Below are 18,408 nucleotides of genomic sequence, written 5' to 3'. Positions count from 1 at the left end.
GCCGTTGGCGGCCCTCTCCGCCGCAGCTTCGCTCCCCGGAGGTGACCGATGAACCGTACGCCGACCCTGGACGACTTCATGCTGGCCGGAATCGCCCTGGCCTCGGGCCTGCTGGCGGCGTTTCTGCTGCGCGTACTGCTGCGCTGGCTCGGCAAGCACGCCGACCGCACCCGCTGGAGCGGCGACGATGTGATCGTCGACGCGCTGCGGACCGTGGTGCCGTGGTCGGCGATCGCGGGCGGCGCGGCGGTCGCGGGGGCGGTGCTGCCGCTGACGCACACGGTCCAGCACCAGGTCAACCAGACCCTCCGGGTGCTGATCATCCTCGCCGTGACGGTGTCGGCGGCCCGGGTGATAGCCGGTCTGGTCCGGGCGGTCACCAACTCCCGCTCCGGTGTCGCCGGTTCGGCCACGATCTTCGTCAACATCACCCGGATACTGGTCCTGGCCATCGGCTTCCTGGTGATGCTGCAGACGCTGGGCATCTCGATAGCGCCGATGCTCACCGCCCTGGGCGTCGGCGGTCTCGCCGTCGCGCTCGCGCTTCAGGACACCCTCGCCAACCTCTTCGCCGGCATCCACATCCTCGCCTCCAAGACCGTACAGCCCGGCGACTACATCCGGCTGAGCAGCGGCGAGGAGGGCTATGTCGAGGACATCAACTGGCGTCAGACGACGGTCAGGGCTCTCTCCAACAACCTCGTCGTGATACCGAACGGCCAGCTCGCCAAAACGAACATGACCAACTTCATGCGTCCCGAGCAGCAGTTGACGATCCTGGTCCAGGTGGGCGTCGGCTACGACAGCGACCTGGAGCACGTCGAGCGCGTGACCATGGAGGTCATCGCCGAGGTCATGACCGACATCACCGGCGCGATCCCCGAGCACGAACCGGCCATCCGCTTCCACACCTTCGGCGACTCCCGCATCGGCTTCACGGTGATCCTGGGTGTGGGCGAGTTCAGCGACCAGTTCCGCATCAAGCACGAGTTCATCAAGCGCCTGCACAAGCGGTACCGGCAGGAGGGCATCCGGATTCCGGCGCCGACGCGGACGGTGGCGTTGCAGCAGGGCGCGATCGCCATACCGCAGCAGCGGATCCCGGAGGACGAGCCGGGCGAAGTGTCCTCCACCCGGCTCGACTGACCTGGCCGGTCAACTCCCTCAGAGCGTCGCCGAGTTGTCGTGGTAGTGCCTGCCGGTCCGACTGTGCGGGACGGTGAGCGACGGCTTCACCGGCGTCACCGTCCAGTCCGGATGGCCAGGCATGCGCGGCGTCGCCGTACCGTAGAGCCAGTCCCGCAGGAAGCCGGACAGATCCTGACCGGAGACACTCGACGCGACGGCGATGTAGTCCTCCGTCGTCGCCGAGGAGTCGCGGTACCGGGCGAGGAAGGCGCGCTCCACGGCGTGGAAGGTGTCCTCGCCTATCAACTCCCGCAAGGCGTACAGGACAAGGACGCCACCCAGGTAGCGCTGGCTGTCGAAGAGGTTCACCGCGTTGGGGGTGGCGACCGGGCCCGAGTCGTGGCGCCACTGGTCGCCGCGCGCGTAGGTGTCCTTCATGCGGGCTTCCATCGTGGTCAGCCCGAGGGAGTCGGGCCAGCCGCGCTCGTAGCGGTACAGCAGCCCGTAGAAGTCGGCGTGGCCCTCGTTCAGCCACAGGTCGGCCCAGGTGGCGGGGCTGACGCTGTTGCCGAACCAGGAGTGGACCAGCTCGTGCATCATGTGCGAGCCGATCTTGCTCTCCGTCTGGAGCAGGAAGTTCGGCTTGTACAGGGTGAGGGTTTGGGTCTCAAGTCCCGTGAAGTCGAAGGCATTTGGGTCGTCGGAGTTGCAGGGCAGCAGTCCGTACGTCTCGAACGGGAACGCCCCCAGCCGCTGCTCCAGCCAGTCCACCAGGCCCGGCGTCAGCGCGAGCGCCGGTTCCAGGGCGGCGGCGCGGGCGGTCGGCACGATGTCTCGCAGCGGCAGCCCGTGCGGGCCGCTGCGCTCCTGGACGACGTAGGCGCCGACCGTGATCTGCACCAGCTCGGTCGCCATGGGTGAGCGGGAGCGGTAGCTGAACGCGGTCCGGTCGCCGTCCAGCCGCTCGGTGCACACCAGTTGACCGTTCGCGACCCCGCGCAGCCCGTCCGGGACGGTGATCCGGAACGTGAAGTCGGCCTTGTCGCTGGGGTGGTCGTTGCAGGGGAAGACGGTGTGCGCCAGGTTCGGCTGGCCGCACACCGCGAAACCGTCGGGGGTGACGACCCAGCCGCCGGTGGGCGCGGCGGCGCGGCCCGGGTCGGCGGAGTACTCCACGCAGACGGTGACGCGGGCCTTCGCCGGGAGCGTGCTCTCGGGCGTGATCCGCAGCTTCTCGTCGGCCTGCTCGAAGTCGGCCCTGCGGCCCTGGACACGGACCGTGCGGATGTCGAGGCCGAGGGCGTCCAGGGAGAAGCGGGTCAGGCGGTCGCTCGTATGAAGTTCGATCGTGGCCGTGCCGTCGACGAGCCCGGTCGTCGCGTCGTAGGCGAGGTCGAGGTCGTAGGAGCCGACGCGGTAGCCGTCGTTGCCGAGGCTCGGGAACACCGGGTCGCCGAGGGTCTCCGCACCCTCGGCGCCTTTCCCTCCGGTCGCCGCGTCCGCGTTGCCCCCTCCGGTCGTCCCGTCGTCGTTCCCCCGTCCGGCCGCGAAGGCCGGGGATCCCGTGGTCAGTGCTGTTGCCGTACCGATCAGGGCGGCCAGCGGGGCCGTCACTCTGGTGCGATTTCTCATGATCCGCTTTCGCTCGGGCGGCCGGATGGTCAGCTCCGGCCGTCGGTCAGTGAAGGTGATCCACCTCTTACTGACTTCCGGACCGGGCGGTCGGTTGCCCTTGATCGACGGACAGATGTTCGCGCAGTGCGGACAGACCGCTGTCGAGTGGGATCCCATCACGAGATATCTTGATGTCGAGCAATGTTGCAGACGTGGAGCGGAGCACCGGTGACTGACTCGACCATCATCTATACGCACACTGACGAGGCCCCGGCCCTGGCGACGTATTCCTTCCTGCCGGTGGTCCAGGCGTACGCCGCGCAGGCGGGTGTCGCCGTGACCACGCGGGACATCTCGCTGGCCGGGCGCATCATCGCCGTGTTCCCGGAGTACCTCACCGAGGACCAGCGGATCCCGGACGCCCTGCACGAGCTGGGCGAACTGGCGAAGACGCCCGAGGCCAACATCATCAAGCTGCCGAACATCTCGGCGTCCATCCCGCAGCTCAAGGCCGCCGTGGCCGAGCTGCAGGAGCAGGGCTACGCACTGCCGAACTACCCGGACGACCCGAAGACCGACGAGGAGCGGGACATCCAGTCCCGCTACGACAAGATCAAGGGCTCCGCGGTCAACCCGGTCCTGCGTGAGGGCAACTCCGACCGGCGCGCCCCCGCCTCGGTCAAGAACTACGCCAAGACCCACCCGCACCGCATGGGCGCCTGGTCGGCCGACTCCCAGACCAATGTCGCCACCATGGGCGAGAACGACTTCCGCTCCACCGAGAAGTCCGCGACGATCACCGAGGCCGGTGCGCTGCGCATCGAGCTGGTCGCCGAGGACGGCACCACCACCGTGCTGCGCGAGTCCGTACCCGTCCTGAAGGACGAGGTCGTCGACGCCTCCGTGCTGCACGTCGCCGAGCTGCGCGAGTTCCTCACCGCGCAGATCGCCCGCGCCAAGGCCGAGGACATCCTCTTCTCGGTGCACCTCAAGGCCACGATGATGAAGGTCTCCGACCCGATCATCTTCGGCCACGTGGTCCGCGCCTTCTTCCCGAAGACCTTCGAGCAGTACGGCGCGACGCTCGCCGCCGCCGGTCTCTCCCCCAACGACGGTCTCGGCGGCATCCTCAAGGGCCTCGCCGCGCTGCCCGAGGGCGACGCGATCAAGGCGTCCTTCGACGCGGAGATCGCCGAGGGCCCCGCGCTCGCGATGGTCGACTCCGACAAGGGCATCACCAATCTGCACGTGCCGTCCGACGTCATCGTCGACGCCTCGATGCCGGCCATGATCCGCACCTCCGGCCACATGTGGGGCCCGGACGGCGCGGAGGCGGACACCCTCGCGGTGCTCCCGGACTCCTCCTACTCCGGCGTCTACCAGGCCGTCCTGGACGACTGCCGTGCCCACGGCGCCTACGACCCCTCGACCATGGGCTCGGTGCCCAACGTCGGTCTGATGGCGCAGAAGGCCGAGGAGTACGGCTCGCACGACAAGACCTTCGAGGTCCAGGCCGCCGGTACGGTCCGCCTCGTCGACCAGGCCGGCGACGTCGTCCTGGAGCAGCCGGTCGCCAAGGGTGACATCTTCCGCGCCTGCCAGACCAAGGACGCCCCGATCAAGGACTGGGTGAAGCTGGCCGTCACGCGTGCCCGTGCCACCGGGAACCCGGCGGTGTTCTGGCTCGACGAGACCCGCGCGCACGACGCCCAGTTGATCAAGAAGATCGAGGCGTACCTGCCGGAGCACGACACCGAGGGCCTGGACATCCGGATCCTCGCGCCGGTCGAGGCGACCAAGCTGTCGGTGGAGCGCATCCGCCGCGGCGAGGACACGATCTCCGTGACCGGCAACGTGCTGCGTGACTACCTGACCGACCTGTTCCCCATCCTGGAGCTGGGCACCAGCGCCAAGATGCTGTCGGTCGTCCCGCTGATGGCGGGTGGCGGACTCTTCGAGACGGGCGCCGGCGGCAGCGCGCCGAAGCACGTCCAACAGCTCGTCAAGGAGAACTACCTGCGCTGGGACTCGCTCGGTGAGTTCTTCGCGCTGGTCCCCTCCCTGGAGCAGTACGCGACGTTCACCGGCAACACCCGCGCCAAGGTCCTCGCCGACACCCTCGACCGCGCCACGGCGACCTTCCTCAACGAGGACAAGTCCCCGACCCGTCGCGTCGGCGGCATCGACAACCGCGGCAGCCACTTCTTCCTCTCCCTGTACTGGGCGCAGGAGCTGGCCGCGCAGACCGAGGACGCGGACCTCGCGAAGGCCTTCGCCTCTCTCGCCGAGACCCTCGCGGGCGCCGAGCAGACGATCATCGAGGAGCTCCTCGCGGTCCAGGGCAACCCGGCCGACATCGGCGGCTACTACCAGCCCGACCCGGTCAAGGCCGCGAAGGTCATGCGCCCCTCGACGACGTGGAACGAGGCGCTGGCTTCCCTGAGCTGACGCACGGAGCCTTCCAGGCCACTCGCGCTCGTCTCTCCGCCCCGGCCGGGGTCCCCTCCGGCCGGGGCGGCTGCGTTCGCATACGCTCTGGTTCGTTGCCGGCCAACACGTACGGCTTCACGCACGCGGACGTGGTGCTCCCCCGGTCCCTGATCGTCGCTGCCGATACCTTGATCCTGCACCACGCCACTGACAACGCCTCCGGGAGCCGCCCGTGACCCCCTCCGCGCCGTCCTCCGGCCCCTCCTTCGAGCTGCTGTCCGGCGCCGCCGACTCGCCCGTGATCGTCCATGTCCCGCATTCCGCGCGGGAGATACCGGCCGACGTCCGCGCGGACATCCTGCTGGACGACCCGGCGCTGGCGCGCGAGCTGGACCACATCACCGACAGCCACACGGCCCGGATCGCCGAGGAGGCGGCACGCGCGTGTGCCCTCCGCCCGTGGCGGTTCGTGAACCGGCTGTCCCGGCTGGTCGTCGATCCGGAGCGGTTCCCGGACGAGCGGGAGGAGATGCTCGCCGTGGGCATGGGCGCGGTCTACACCCGCACCACCCACCGCGCCGAGCTACGGCCCGCAGACCACGATCCCGAGCCGCTGATCGACCGCTGCTTCCGCCCGTACGCCCGGGCCATGACGGAGGCCGTCGCCGACCGGCTGGCCGCGACCGGCCGGGCCGTCGTGATCGACCTGCACTCCTACCCGACCGACCCGCTCCCCTACGAACTGCACGGCACCGGCCCCCGGCCACCCGTCTGCCTGGGCACGGACGCCTTCCACACCCCGCCCTCACTGTTGGCGGCGGCGCGCGAGGCGTTCGCGGGTTGCGGGGAGATCGGCGTCAACAGCCCCTTCATCGGGACCTACGTCCCGCTGGAGTTCTACGGCAAGGAGCCGGCCGTGGGCGCGCTGATGGTGGAGCTGCGCCGGGACACGTACATGACGGAGCCCGGCGGGCCGCCCGACGGAACCGCGATCGCGCGGCTCGCCACGGCGCTGGCGGCGCTCGTCGCCGCCGAATCGGACTGACCTCCGGCTGGAGCACTCCCGCAGGACAGGCGGGCGGGGGCGTACGAGGGTGGACGCATGACCGAGGAGACCACCACGCTGACCAGCCAGACCCCGCAGCCGCCCGTGCGGGACTGGCCCCCGATCGATCTGACCGGGACCGACTTCGACCCGGTGCTCGCGGAGCTGATGCGCGAGGGCCCGCTGAACCGGATCCGGCTGGCGCACGGTGAGGGCTGGGCCTGGCTGGCCACCCGCTACGACGACGTGAAGGTGATCACCAATGATCCGCGGTTCGGCCGCGCGGAGGTGACGACCCGTCAAGTGACGCGCATGGCGCCGCACTTCAAGCCGCGCCCGGGGTCACTGGCGTTCGCCGACCAGCCGGACCACAACCGGCTGCGCAAGCCGGTCGCGGGCGCGTTCACGGTCGGCGCGATGAAGCGGCTGCGGCCCCGGGCGCAGTCGCTGCTCGACTCGCTGGTGGACGGGGTCGTGGCGGACGGGCCGCCGGCGGATCTGATCGAGCGGGTCCTGGAGCCCTTCCCGCTCGCGGTGGTCAGCGAAGTCATGGGCGTACCCGAGGAGAACCGGGAGCAGGTGCACTCCTGGACCCGGCAGATCATCTCCACGTCCGGTGGCGCGGAGGCCGCCGACCGGGCCAAGAACGGCATGTACGCGTGGATCACCGACACCATCCGTGCCCGCGCCGACAGCGACGGCAGCGATGTGTACTCGCTGCTGGGCACCGCGGTGGCCCGGGGCGACATCAGCGAGCCGGAGGCGGTGGGCCTCGCGGGCCCGTTGCAGATCGGCGGGGAGGCGGTCACCCACAACTGCGGCCAGATGCTGTACCTGATGCTCACCCGCCCCGAGCTGCTGGAGCGCCTGCGGGGTCAACCCGAGTGCAGGGAGGGCGCGTTGGACGAACTCCTCCGCTACATACCGCACCGCTCCTCGGTCGGGCTGGCGCGGATCGCCCTGGAGGACGTCGAGCTGCACGGCCGGCGGATCAGCGCGGGGGACCCGGTCTACGTCTCCTATCTCGCCGCCAACCGCGACCCGACCGTCTTCCCGGACCCGGACCACATCGACGTCGACCGCGATCCCAACCCGCATCTGGCCCTGGGCAGCGGCCCGCACTACTGCACCGGTGCCGTGCTGGCCCGGTTGCAGACCGAACTCCTCGTCGACACTCTGCTGGACCGGTTGCCCGGGCTCCGACTTGCCGTTCCCGCCGAGGAGATCGTCTGGCGCCGGAAGACGATGATCCGGGGCCCGCAGACGCTGCCGGTGACCTGGTAGAGGGCGCCAGGGCCTGTCCGGCGGATCCTGTCGCAGACGCGGGGCGTGGCAGGCCCTGATGCGCGAGGAAGGGGTGTCCCGCTCTCCTTCCTCGCGCACCGGCGGTCACGCCCGCAGCCACTCCGTGACGACCACCTCCCCGCCGGTCCGCAGCCGTAGCGCGAAGGGACCGGCGGGGGGTACGTCGCTGGTGAAACGGCCCATGGAGTCGGCCGTGAGGGTGGTGGGGCGCAGTGCCTGCAAGCCGTTCAGGACTTCGATGCCGGCCGGTTGCGGCGGCATCACCTGCCCCATCAGCCCCTCGCTCGTGACTTCCACGTCGACGCTGAGCTCGCCCGCCGTGAAGGTCAGCATGCGGGGCACGTCCAAGGCTCCCCTGATCGGGATGGCGTCGACCAGGGAGTCGAAGGTCAGCTCCGCGAGCCGGCTGTCCATGTCGTACAACGCGTAGGCGTCCATGGCGACTTGGCGCAGTTCGGCGGGGACCGGGTCCAGGATGGCGGCCGCCTGGCGCAGCTCCTCCTCCAGGAGGGCGTCGTCGAACTCCGAGCCGTCGTCGTCCTGTTCGCCCTGCTGGTCGTCGAACTCCTCGTCGTCGAAGGGGTCCTGGCCGAAGGCGTCGAACGCGCCGGGACCGTCGCCGTACATGCCGTTCACAGCGCCTCCCCGGCGTCCAGTCGGGCCCGCAGCCGGCGCAGACAGCGCTGGCGCATGGGTCCGATGCTGCCCACGGCGATGCCCAGACCGGCGGACACCTCCTGATAGCTGGGTGGTGGCGAGGCCATCAGGACGCGCAGCAACTGCCTGCACCGCTCGCCCAGTTCGGCGAACTCCTGCCACAGCCTGCGGATGCGCTCGGCCTCGGAGGCCGCCTCCTCCGAGTCGAGGACCGACTGCTCGGGGGTGCGCGCCTCGCTGACGCGGTCGAGGAGTTGGGGATCGTCCGTGGGCATGAGCCGCCGCAGTCCCTTGATCACCTTCAGGCACTCGTTGCGGGCTGTGCTCGCCAGCCAGGAGCCCGCCTTGTCGGGTTCCCGGATCCGGCCCAGGTGCTGGGCGAAGCGGAACCACACGGTCTGGTACACCTCGCCGGCGTCGGCGTCGGAGAGCCGATGGGCGCGCACCACTGACCAGACCAGTGGGCTGAGCCCCTCCACGAGCGCCTTCCAGGCCGCCGCGTCGCCGTCGACTGCCGACCGGACGAGCGCGCCGACTTCTGCACGGTCCACGGTGCCACCCCTCGTGTACGGCATGTCATCGTACGCCGTGGAGGGGATGGTTCCGGCCCTCATGCCGGAGCGGAGAGCGGCACGACGGGGACCGGGCGCCAGGTGGGCGGGCGCAGCGCCGGTACATGCGCCCCGCGTACTTCGGCGTACTCGGTGTTGGCCGCGAGGAGTTGGGTACGGGCGGCGCGCGCGTCGCCCTCCTTGTTGGCGGTCATGTAGGCGGCGACCAGGCCGGCGGCGACGGGGGTGGCGAACGAGGTCCCGCTCCAGTGCGCGAACCCCTCGAACATCACCTGGTCGGGCTTGCCGGCCGAGTTGGCGCCCTGCTGGCTCAACACCCCGGTGTGGGTGGGGTATTGGCAGGTGCAGGAGTAGGTGAAGCCGAACCGGCAGGCGTCGTAGGTGCTGTGCTGGTAGGTGTACGGCGTGGGTGCGTCGAAGCCGGTGAGGGGGCCGATGAGCCGCTCGCCGGGGGCGTAGGCCTTCACCCAGGCGCCGTGGTTGCTGAAGCAGGCGCCGTGCTCGCCGTCGCCGCGCAGTGCGCCGACCGAGAGTACGACGTCCCGGTAGTCGGGCAGGTCGGCGTAGGCGGCGGGCCAGAAGGGGGTGGCGCTGGCGTTGTTGCCGGCCGCCGCGACGAGCAGGGTGCGCTGTGCGCGCAGGGCCTGCATGAAGCCCTCGACGCCGAGGAGTCCGTCGGTGCGGCCGTTGGTGGTGCCGGCGGAGAGGCTGATGACGTCGGGCCAGCCGTTCTGGTCGACGGCGGCGAACAGCGCCTCGCCGAAGTCGGATTCGAGGATGGCGCCCGCGTCGTTGAGGGTGTTGCGGACGGTCACCTCGGTGTTGGGCGAGACGGCCGCGACGAGCCCGGCGATGAACGTGCCGTGTCCTACGTACTGTTGGAGCACTCCCGCCGCGTCGGTCTCCTTGATCTGCGGGTCGCCCTGGACGTGGGCCAGCAGCGGGTAGGACCGGTAGTCGTGCATGAGTCCGGTGTCGATGACGAGGACGTCGACGGCGGTGTCCGGGTCGTAACCGGCTTCCGCGGGTGCGGGGTTGGCGCCCTGGGTGAGCGGGGCGGGCACGGGTTCGTCGCCGGGACAGGCGTTCACGGCGATCGACACGACGTGGTTGCGGCTGACGAGTCGCCGTCCGGCGCGGCCCTCCGGCTCGCGCAGGGCGCGCAGCGCGTTGGCTACGGCGCGGTCGCCGCGCCGGTCGCCGTGGCCGGGGTCGCCGACCTGGATGCGGGTGATCCCGGACCGGTTGGTCTCGGGTCCTGCCCGGCGGACGGAGTCGGCGGTGAGGCCGGTGGCCTCGGTGAAGTGGGTGCGTACGGTGTCCTCGACGAGGCGGGCCTCCTCGCCGTCGCGGGCGAGCACGACGCCCTTCTCGTAGAAGAACTCGGCGGAGTCGTCCGGTCCCATCGCGAGGGGGATGTCGGGCATCGAGCGCTGGATCTGGTCGAACTGCTCGTGGAATCGCTGTGGTGCCATGGCGTGTCCTCCCACTGCGGCGGCGGTCGTCAATCAGAGCCTGCGGGCCGTTACTTGATACAGCGCCAAACGCGTGTGGTGTGCACCGGGGGCCACTACCATCCGAGGAGTGACAGCGGATGGCGACCCGGTTCTCGAACTGCTGCCGATGGTGTTCGCGGCTCCGAGCGAGGCGCTGGCCGGTGCGCGGGAGGTCCTCGACGGCGATCCGACGCCGTTCCAGGCCTCGGTGGCCCACCATGTGATCGGTATCTGGCAGCGGGACTTCGGCGACCTGCGGCTCGCTCTGAAGCATCTGCGGCGCGCCCGGGATCTGGCGGTGCGCGCGGAGTCGGCGGACCGGGAGGCGGACGTCCTCGGCACGCTCGGGGTGGCGCTGGTGCACGCGGGCCGCACCCGGCAGGGCCTGGCCGCCTTCGAGCGGGGCATCGCGCGCGGCAGCGGACAGACCAGGGCGCGCGTCCTGTTCCGGCGGGCCTACGTCTGGTGGGTGCTGGGCCGGCACCAGGAGGCCCTGGACGACGTACGGCGGGCGATCCCCGTGCTGCGGCAGACCGACGACGTGATCTGGACGGCGCGGGCGCTGACCCTACGGGCGACCGTGCATCTGGCGCTCGGCGCGGTGGACCGGGCCGATGCCGACTTCACGGCGGCCGAGCGGCTGTGGGAGACCACCGGCCAGGAGCACGACAAGGCCGACGCGGTGGAGAGCCGGGGCCTGGCCGCGTTCCGGTCGGGCGACATCCCGGTCGCGCTCCGGCTCCTCGACGAGGCCGAGGAGATGTACGCCAAGCTGACCACCCCGACGTTCATGCTCACCATCCGCCGCTGCGAGGTGCTGCTGAGCGCGGGCCTGGCCGCGGAGGCGCTGGCCCAGGCGGACACGGCGGTCGGGCTGCTGGACGGCATCGGCGGGCAGTCCACCCGCAAGGCGGAACTGCTGCTCGTGGCCGCCCGGGCGGCGCGGCTCGCGGACGATGCGCCCACGGCGATCGCGCGCGCGGCCGTGGCGGTACGGCTGTTCGCCGCACAGCGCCGCACCTGGTGGCAGACGCATGCCCAACTGGTGCTGATCGAGGCGAGGTTGGCGGCCGGTCGGGCGTCGGGCCGGCTGGTCGCGGACGCCGCCGCGGTGGCCGGCCGGCTGGCCGCGTTCGGCTCCCCGTCCGCGCCGGAGGCCGCGCTGCTCGCGGGCCGGATAGCGCTGGCGCTGGGCTGGACGGCGGACGCGGAACGGCACTTGGCGGTGGCCGCCCGCAGCAGACGCGCCGGGCCGCCGCTGGCCCGGATGACCGGCTGGGCGGCGCAGGCGCTGCGCGCCGAGGCCGCCGGTTCGGGACGCGGGGTGCTGGAGGCCTGCCGGCGCGGGCTCGACGTCCTGGACGACCACCGTACGACCCTGGGTGCCTCGGAGTTGCGGGCCCGGGCGACCGCGCAGGGCGCGGAGCTGGCGGCGCTCGCGCAGCGGGCGAGCCTCGACTCCGGTGGTCCGCGAAGGCTGTTGGCGTGGAGCGAGCGCTGGCGGGCGACCGCGCTGTCCACCCCGCCGGCCCGGCCGCCCGCCGACCCGGTCCTGCTCAGCGGTCTGACGGCGTTCCGTGAGATCGCCGCCCGCGCGGAGGAGGCCCGGATGGAGGGTCACCCGGTGCCGGCCCTGGAGCGCGAACAGCGGCGCCTGGAACGGGAGATCCGCTCCAGGACCCTCCACATGCGCGGTGACGCCCCCGGCGAGGGCGAACGCTTTGATCCAACTCGCCTGCTGGAACGCCTCGGTGACGGACGACTGGTGGAACTCGCCGTGGTCGACGGGCGGGTGCACGCCCTGCTGTGTGGCCAGGGGCGGGTCCGGCGGTTTGCGGCGGGCCTGCTCGCGGAGGCGATGGCCGAGGCGGAACACGTACAGGCGGGGCTGCGGCGGCTGGCGCACCCCGGGGCGGAGGCCAGGCTGCCGGTGGTGGAGGCGGCGGGCCGGCGACTGGAGGAACTGCTCCTGGGCGAGGCGGCCGGGCACCTGGGCTCCGGGCCGGTCGTGGTGGTCCCGCCGGGCCGACTGCACCGCGTTCCCTGGGCGTTGCTGCCCTCGCTGCGCGAGCGGGTGTTCAGTGTGTCGCCGTCGGCGGGCAGTTGGCTGCGCGCCCTGGACACCCGGCCGCCGCCGGGCGGACGGCATGTCCTGGTGCGCGGGCCCGGCCTCGCGACCGGCGGCGCCGAAGTCCCGGACCTGGCCGGCCGCTACGGCAGGCCGACCGTGCTGGAGCACGACGACGCCGAAGTCCCCAGGGTACTGGCCGAGTTGGACGGCGCGACCCTGGCCCATATCGCCGCGCACGGCACGTTCCGCGCGGACAGCCCCCTGTTCTCGTCCCTCGGCATGGCCGACGGCCCGCTCATCGTTCATGACTTCGAACGTCTCGCCCGCAGCCCGTACCGGATCATCCTCTCCAGTTGCGACACGGCCCGCCTCGCCTCGGTGGGCGCGGACGAACTCCTCGGGCTGGTAACGGCGTTGCTCCCGCTGGGTACGGCGGGAGTGGTGGCGAGCAGCGCCCCCGTCAACGACGCCGCCGTGGTCCCGCTGATGCTCGCCCTGCACAAGGGCCTCAGCACGGGCCTCTCCCTGGCGGAGGCGCTGCGCGACGCCCGGGCCGCGCTGCCGGGGGACGCGGTCCACCAGGCGACGGGCTGGGCGTTCACGGCGTTCGGAGCGGCGTGACCGGCGAATCCGCCGAGGCATCGGTCACGCCGACTGCGCGGTGGGCAGTTCCACCAGCCACGGCAGCGCTCCGCGGTCGCTCGCGCCGAGGCGGGCGTAGGCGCTGTAGAGGTGGTTCCCGACGGTGCGGACCGAGAGGGTGAGGCGCTCGGCGATCTGCCGGTTGCTGAGACCGGCGGCGGCGAGGGTGACGATCTGCCGCTGGCGGACGGTGAGTTCACCGAGCACCAGACCGGACAGTGCCGGGGTGCGGGCGCCCTGGCAGCGGCGGGCCAGCGCGACCGCCCGAGTGCGGGACATGCGGGCGGCACGCGGGTCGCGGTGCGCCCGTACGGCCTGTGCGTGCGCCTCGGCCGCGAACAGCAGGAACCCGCGCTGCTCCAGCTCTCCTGCCACCCGGTCCAGCGCGGGCCCGTCGCCGTCGACCAGCGCTTCGGCGTGCCGGGCGAGGACGGCCGGTCCGTCGCCGGGCAGCCGGGCGAGCCGGGCGGCGACCCGTTCGGGAGCGCCGAGGCGTACGGCGTCGTAGAGGGCGTACGCGGCGGGCCTGCCGTCCTCGACGGTGCCCCCGCGCCGGTTCGGCGTCAGCGCCTCGGCCACGGTCTCGCGGGCCGTCTCCACATCACCCCGGGCCGCCGCCAGCCAGCCGGTCGAGGGGCGGTGGGCGAAGGTCTCGTCGGTGTCCGGCACATCGCCCGACTGGGCTGCGGCCAGGGCGAGTTCGGCCCCGCAGGCGCGGTCCGCCGGGGTCTCCCGCAGCCCCTCCCGCGCCCAGGCCGCGGCCTCGCGCAGTTCGCCGCGCAGCCTCGCGAACCGGGCGCGTACGGCCGCGTACCCGGCCGGTACCGGTGCGCCCTCGGCCACCAGCCACTCCCCCACCGGCGTCGGCAGCGGCCGTACGTCGGTCCGGTCGATGCGGTCGGTGAGCGCGGTCCGTTCGGCCTCGAGGGCCGGGACGCACTGGTCGGGGGTGCGGGCCAGGCGGCGGGCCCGGAGCCGGCCGGCGGCGGCGCGCAGCGCGGGGCCGTGCAGGGGGTGGGTGAGGTGGACGGCGGCCCGGTCGTCGACGTGGATCAGGTCCTCGGCCTCCAGGCGTTCGAGGATGTCGAGGTCGAAGTCGTCCAGCGAGGACGCCAACGGCTCGGCGAAGGCGAGGCGTTCGAGGCTCTCGCGCTCGTCGAGGCTGCTGCGGGCGAGGACCGGCGCGGTGCGTTCGCGGACCGTCGCGGTGACCGGCACCGGGCCGCGCCACGTCCACTCGTCGGTGTCCGTGGCCCGGGTCAGCAGCCCGCGCTCGCGCACCGCGCCGAACAGGTCGCGCAGCAGGCGCAGATCGCCTTGGCAGAGGTGGTTGAGGCGCTTCACGGTGAGGGGTTCCAGCGGGCCGCCGGCGGCCGTCGCCAGCAGCTGGGCGATCTCCTCGCGGGGCAGCGGCTCCAGCGCGAGGCGCGGCAGCAGTTCGCCCGTCCACAGGCGGGACACCGCGCCGGGTACCGGGTCGCCGTCGGCCACCACGACGATCAGGCGGGTCCGGCCATGGACGGCGAGCTGGTGGACGAGGGCGGCCGAGGAGTCGTCGAGGAGGTGGGCGTCGTCGATGAGCAACAGCCGGGTGCCGGACAGGAGTTGGACCGCTCGATGCAGGGAGACGCTCTCGGGCAGCAGGTGGGCGAACGCGGCGAAGGGCAGCGTGCGGGTCTCGGGCGTCCCGGTGATCCGGGCACAGTCGCCGCCCCGGACGGCCTCGGTGACCAGCCGGGTCTTGCCCCGGCCGGCCGGGCCGGTGACCACGATGCCGTGCCGTCCTGCCGTCAACGACCTGCGGATCAGTTCGAGTTCGTCCTCCCGGCCGGTGAACGGCCAGGGCAGTTCAAGGGTCTTCGCGTCCTGTTCGAAAGTCATCACGCAGATATGAGCCGGGCTACTCATGCCTGATACAGGGTGACTTGAGTAGCCCTCGACTCAGGCGCCCGGGTACGGTCACCGGCACTCTGGTCGCATGACCGCTCGCTACTGCTCCCTCGCGCAGCAGCCGGCCCCGGAGTTCGGACCGGGACTGGCCGCGGAGCGGCGCGGTGCGCTCATCGGCGGCAGCCGGATGTGGGTCAACGGCACGGTCCTGCACTACTACTTCTTCGACGTCGACAACCCCGAGAACACTGCCGCCGCCGACACGTCCGTCATCCCGGTGCCCGGGACCGGCGAGCTGCGGCGGGTGCCGTGGGCCGGTGCCAAGGAGCAGCAGGACGTCGTACGCGAGTGCTTCCGTGAGTGGCGGGGGCTCGGCATCGGTGTCGACTTCGCCGAGGTGACCGACCGTTCGGAGGCGGAGCTGCGCATCGGGTTCCAGGCCGGTGACGGCTCCTGGTCGGCGGTGGGGCGCGACGCGCTCACGGTCGGTCTGGGCGACCGCACCATGAACTTCGGCTGGGATCTGACCGCGCCCGGACAGCGGGGCACGGCGTTGCACGAGATCGGGCACGCCCTGGGCATGCTGCACGAGCACCAGAGCCCGTTCGCCGGGATCCACTGGGACGACGAGGCCGTGTACGCCGAGCTGGCGGGCCCGCCGAACTTCTGGAGCCGGGACAGGACGCTCTTCAACATCCTGCGCAAGCTCGACCCCGACGAGGTCAACGGCTCCGTCTGGGACCCGCGGTCGATCATGGAGTACCCGTTCGCGTCGGGCCTGATCCTGGAGCCGGAGGAGTACCGCACGGGTCTGCACCCGCACGGCGGCCTCTCCTCCTCGGACAAGGAGTTCGTGCTGCGCTGGTACCCGCCCGTCGGCCCGCCCCGGCCGGCCGAGCTGGTGCCGTTCCGCTCGGCGCCGCTGCGACTGGGACCGGGCGAGCAGGCGGACTTCACGATCGAGCCGACCCAGACGCGCGAGTACGCCGTCGGAGCCTTCGGGGACAGCGACACGGTCGTCGTGGTCTTCGAGGAACGGGACGGCGAACCACGCTTCCTCGCCGGTCAGGACGACGGGGGCACCCCGCACAACGCAACGCTCAAGGTCAGGCTCGTCAAGGGCCGCCGCTACTTCGTCCGTGTGCGCCTGTACTCCACGTGGAGGTCGGGGGACACCGCGGTGATGTGCTGGTAACAGCATGGGTACAGCCGCACGCGGACGGACGGACCACGGTCCGGCGCCGGGGGAAGCGGCCGAGGAAACGTCACCTTCGGGGGAGGGAGACGTTTCCTCGGCCACGCCGCTGTGTTCAGCCGCCCAACTCCAGTGGCCGGGCGGGGTCCTTGGACCACTCCTCCAGTGAACCGTCGTAGACGGAGACGTCCGTACGGCCGAGCAGGGTGAGCGCGAGTGCGGCGCCCGCGGCCGAGATCCCGCCGCCGCAGTACAGGACGACCGGCGAGTCGTCGGCGTCGAGGACGGCTCCGATCCTGGCAGTGAGTTCTTCGGTCGGCAGGACGCGTCCGGTATCGTCCAGAAGACCCCGTCCCGGGAGGCTGCGGCTGCCCGGGATGTGTCCGCGGCGGCTGTAGCGGGTGGGCGCGGAGCCGTCGTAGCCGCCGGGGGGCAGTGCGCAGACCAGGGTGCCGGGCCGCTCGCCGCGGCTGACGGCGGCCACGTCGTCGATCCCGGACCACAGATCCGGTCGTACGACGGGTGTCACGGGATGGACGACCGGAGCCGAACCGGTGTCGTCGCCGGAGGCGAGCGGACGCCCGGCCGCCTCCCACGCTTCGAGACCGCCGTCCAGCACGGCCGCCGGTATGCCGATCGCGCGGAGCATCCACCACAGGCGGGCCGCCCAGATGCCGCCGCCGCTGTCGTACGTGACGACCTCGACGCCCTCCCCCACACCCAGCCGGGCCAGCACGGCGACGAGCATGCCGGGGGACGGCACGGCGAAGTGGTACGGCGCCTCGTGGTCGGAGAGATCGCCGGTCAGGTCGGCGTGTCGTGATCCGGGCAGGTGCCGCTCGGTCCAGGTCCCGCGCCCGCTCGCGGAGCGGTAGTCGCCGTCCTCACGGGGTGAGGGCAGCAGCGCGGTGGCGTCGAGGACGACCAGCCTGGGGTCGTCGAGATGCGGGGCGAGCCAGGTGTCGTCGACCAGGGGGCCGGGCAGCAGGGAGGTGGTCATGGCGGCCGATCGTACGCCCGCGACCTGGGCGTCTCACCCATCGGGCATGGCCGTCCCGCATTTCGGACAAGGCTTGCACAGAATCCGGGTGGTGCGGTTATCGTTCGGCCATCTACGCGGGAGCCCCTACCCGGTTGGGCTGAGAGGGCGTCTGGGACCGGCTCGTCGAGAGTCCGGCCCCCATGGGGACGCCGACCGCACCACTCGCGCCTCAGCGCCCGCGTAGGAGTTCACGTGTCTGCAGCAGTCGAGCCCCAGCACCCGGTGGTCAACTCCCCGGCGCGCCGCTCCTGTTGTTGCCGCATGCACTGATCCACCGCCTTCGCGCACCCCTCTCCTCTCCCTTCAGGCGCCGTCACGCCTGCGCACCTCCCGGAGTACCCCCATGCCGCACATACAGGTCATGCTGGACTATTTCCATCCATGGCCGAATTCAGCCGGTCTGTACGTCGCCCGCGCCCGCCACTGGTACGAGGAGGCCGGGCTGGACGTCGAGCTGGTGGTCCAGGATCCGGGACGCGGGGACACCCTCGAATACCTGGCGCGGGGCGAGGTGGACTTCGGGATCTTCCCGCCGAACCGGCTGCTGGCCCGGCGTGCGGAGCGCGGCCAGCCGCTGATCGCCGTGTCCGCGATCAACCACCGGGGCCTGGAAGCCATCCAGACCACCACCTCGACCGGCATCACCCGCCCCCGCGAGCTGGCCGGCCGCCGTATCGCCTACAACCCGACCCCGCGCGGCCGGGCCATGGTCCGGCACCTGGTGGCGGCCGACGGCGGTGACCCGGACGCCGTGACCGGAATCGACGCCGGCGCGCGCGAACTGACCGTGGACGACATCGCGGCGGGCGAGGCCGACGCCACCTTCGGGAACTACTGGTCCTGGGACGCGCTGCGCGGCGATCTGCCCGAGGAGCAGCGGCTGACCTGGCCGGTCGACGAGATCGGTGCCCCGCGCTACCACAGCTATCTGCTCGGCACGAACGAGACGCTGCTCGACCAACACCCCTCCCTGGTACGGGACTTCCTCGCCGTCACGGCTCGCGGCTACGCGGCCGCCGCCCAAGAGCCCGACGCCACTCTGGAGTTGCTGGAGCACGTCATCCCGTACTTCCCGCGCCCGCTGATCGCCCGCTCCCTCGCGCTGATCGCGCCCACCTGGACAGACACGGACGGCCGTTGGGGTGTGATCGACGAGGGCCGGATGGGCCCGTACGCGCACTGGCTCGCCGAGAACGGCGCGATCCCCGACGACCGGGACTGGGCGAAGTCGTTCACCAACGGCCTGCTGGACGTGGCCACATGAGAGCCCTGGCCTGCCAGGCGCGGACGCTGACCCGGCGGCTCGCCGTCGACTTCATGC

The 18,408-nt window shown here is 71.8% G+C and carries 14 protein-coding genes; 8 read left to right on the top strand and 6 right to left on the bottom strand.

Translation table 11 applies throughout. From position 1 onward, the window contains the following. Positions 1–48 precede the first annotated feature (48 nt). Positions 49–1,146, top strand: a complete 1,098-nt coding sequence (locus OH768_RS45815; RefSeq protein ID WP_406462765.1) for a mechanosensitive ion channel family protein — start codon at positions 49–51, stop codon at positions 1,144–1,146. Between the two features lie 18 nt (positions 1,147–1,164). On the opposite strand, the gene OH768_RS45810 is transcribed toward OH768_RS45815, so the two are convergent. After that, positions 1,165–2,760: a M1 family metallopeptidase gene (locus tag OH768_RS45810; RefSeq protein WP_406462763.1), complete on the bottom strand. Its 1,596-nt coding sequence runs from the start codon at positions 2,758–2,760 to the stop codon at positions 1,165–1,167. Positions 2,761–2,970: 210 nt separating this feature from the next. Between OH768_RS45810 and OH768_RS45805 the strand changes: the two genes are divergently transcribed. The 4 genes from OH768_RS45805 (at position 2,971) to OH768_RS45790 (ending at position 7,501) form a co-directional block, all read left to right on the top strand. Further along, a complete protein-coding gene (locus OH768_RS45805; RefSeq protein ID WP_406462762.1) occupies positions 2,971–5,190 on the top strand; it encodes an NADP-dependent isocitrate dehydrogenase in 2,220 nt (739 codons plus the stop codon). Positions 5,191–5,285: 95 nt separating this feature from the next. Continuing rightward, complete coding sequence (locus tag OH768_RS45800; RefSeq protein WP_406462761.1) at positions 5,286–5,408, top strand: hypothetical protein; 123 nt, start codon at positions 5,286–5,288, stop codon at positions 5,406–5,408. After that, the gene (locus OH768_RS45795; protein WP_406462760.1) at positions 5,405–6,217 is read left to right on the top strand and encodes an N-formylglutamate amidohydrolase; all 813 of its coding nucleotides are present in this window, start codon (positions 5,405–5,407) and stop codon (positions 6,215–6,217) included. The genes OH768_RS45800 and OH768_RS45795 overlap by 4 nt, the downstream gene beginning before the upstream one ends. Before the next feature lie 57 nt (positions 6,218–6,274). After that, the gene (locus tag OH768_RS45790) at positions 6,275–7,501 is read left to right on the top strand and encodes a cytochrome P450 (protein WP_406462759.1); all 1,227 of its coding nucleotides are present in this window, start codon (positions 6,275–6,277) and stop codon (positions 7,499–7,501) included. Between the two features lie 105 nt (positions 7,502–7,606). Here OH768_RS45790 and OH768_RS45785 read toward each other — a convergent pair whose 3' ends face one another. Genes OH768_RS45785 through OH768_RS45775 form a run of 3 tightly spaced genes read right to left on the bottom strand, consistent with a single transcriptional unit; the run spans position 7,607 to position 10,226 of the window. Further along, complete coding sequence (locus OH768_RS45785) at positions 7,607–8,149, bottom strand: hypothetical protein (RefSeq protein WP_406465706.1); 543 nt, start codon at positions 8,147–8,149, stop codon at positions 7,607–7,609. A gap of 5 nt (positions 8,150–8,154) precedes the next feature. Next, positions 8,155–8,793, bottom strand: a complete 639-nt coding sequence (locus tag OH768_RS45780; protein WP_406462757.1) for an RNA polymerase sigma factor — start codon at positions 8,791–8,793, stop codon at positions 8,155–8,157. Further along, positions 8,790–10,226, bottom strand: a complete 1,437-nt coding sequence (locus tag OH768_RS45775; RefSeq protein ID WP_406462755.1) for a S8/S53 family peptidase — start codon at positions 10,224–10,226, stop codon at positions 8,790–8,792. The genes OH768_RS45780 and OH768_RS45775 overlap by 4 nt, the downstream gene beginning before the upstream one ends. Before the next feature lie 109 nt (positions 10,227–10,335). Here OH768_RS45775 and OH768_RS45770 point away from each other — a divergent pair, with 109 nt between their 5' ends. Then, the gene (locus OH768_RS45770; protein WP_406462754.1) at positions 10,336–12,939 is read left to right on the top strand and encodes a CHAT domain-containing protein; all 2,604 of its coding nucleotides are present in this window, start codon (positions 10,336–10,338) and stop codon (positions 12,937–12,939) included. 24 nt (positions 12,940–12,963) lie between these two features. Here the strand turns inward: OH768_RS45770 and OH768_RS45765 are convergent, their stop codons facing one another. Beyond that, positions 12,964–14,841 (bottom strand): LuxR C-terminal-related transcriptional regulator, encoded by a 1,878-nt coding sequence (locus OH768_RS45765; protein ID WP_406462752.1) that lies wholly within the window; start codon positions 14,839–14,841, stop codon positions 12,964–12,966. Between the two features lie 97 nt (positions 14,842–14,938). On the opposite strand from OH768_RS45765, the gene OH768_RS45760 reads away from it, so the two are divergent. After that, positions 14,939–16,045, top strand: a complete 1,107-nt coding sequence (locus tag OH768_RS45760) for a M12 family metallopeptidase (RefSeq protein WP_406462750.1) — start codon at positions 14,939–14,941, stop codon at positions 16,043–16,045. Positions 16,046–16,160: 115 nt separating this feature from the next. On the opposite strand, the gene OH768_RS45755 is transcribed toward OH768_RS45760, so the two are convergent. Further along, positions 16,161–17,045 (bottom strand): sulfurtransferase, encoded by an 885-nt coding sequence (locus OH768_RS45755; RefSeq protein WP_406462748.1) that lies wholly within the window; start codon positions 17,043–17,045, stop codon positions 16,161–16,163. A gap of 385 nt (positions 17,046–17,430) precedes the next feature. Here OH768_RS45755 and OH768_RS45750 point away from each other — a divergent pair, with 385 nt between their 5' ends. Beyond that, positions 17,431–18,351 carry an ABC transporter substrate-binding protein gene (locus OH768_RS45750; protein ID WP_406462746.1) on the top strand — a complete coding sequence of 307 codons (921 nt, stop codon included), beginning with the start codon at positions 17,431–17,433 and terminating at the stop codon, positions 18,349–18,351. Positions 18,352–18,408: the final 57 nt, after the last annotated feature.

This window comes from Streptomyces sp. NBC_01622 (assembly GCF_045209635.1).
Taxonomy (GTDB): domain Bacteria; phylum Actinomycetota; class Actinomycetes; order Streptomycetales; family Streptomycetaceae; genus Streptomyces.
This window is presented reverse-complemented; position numbering and strand designations above follow the sequence as displayed.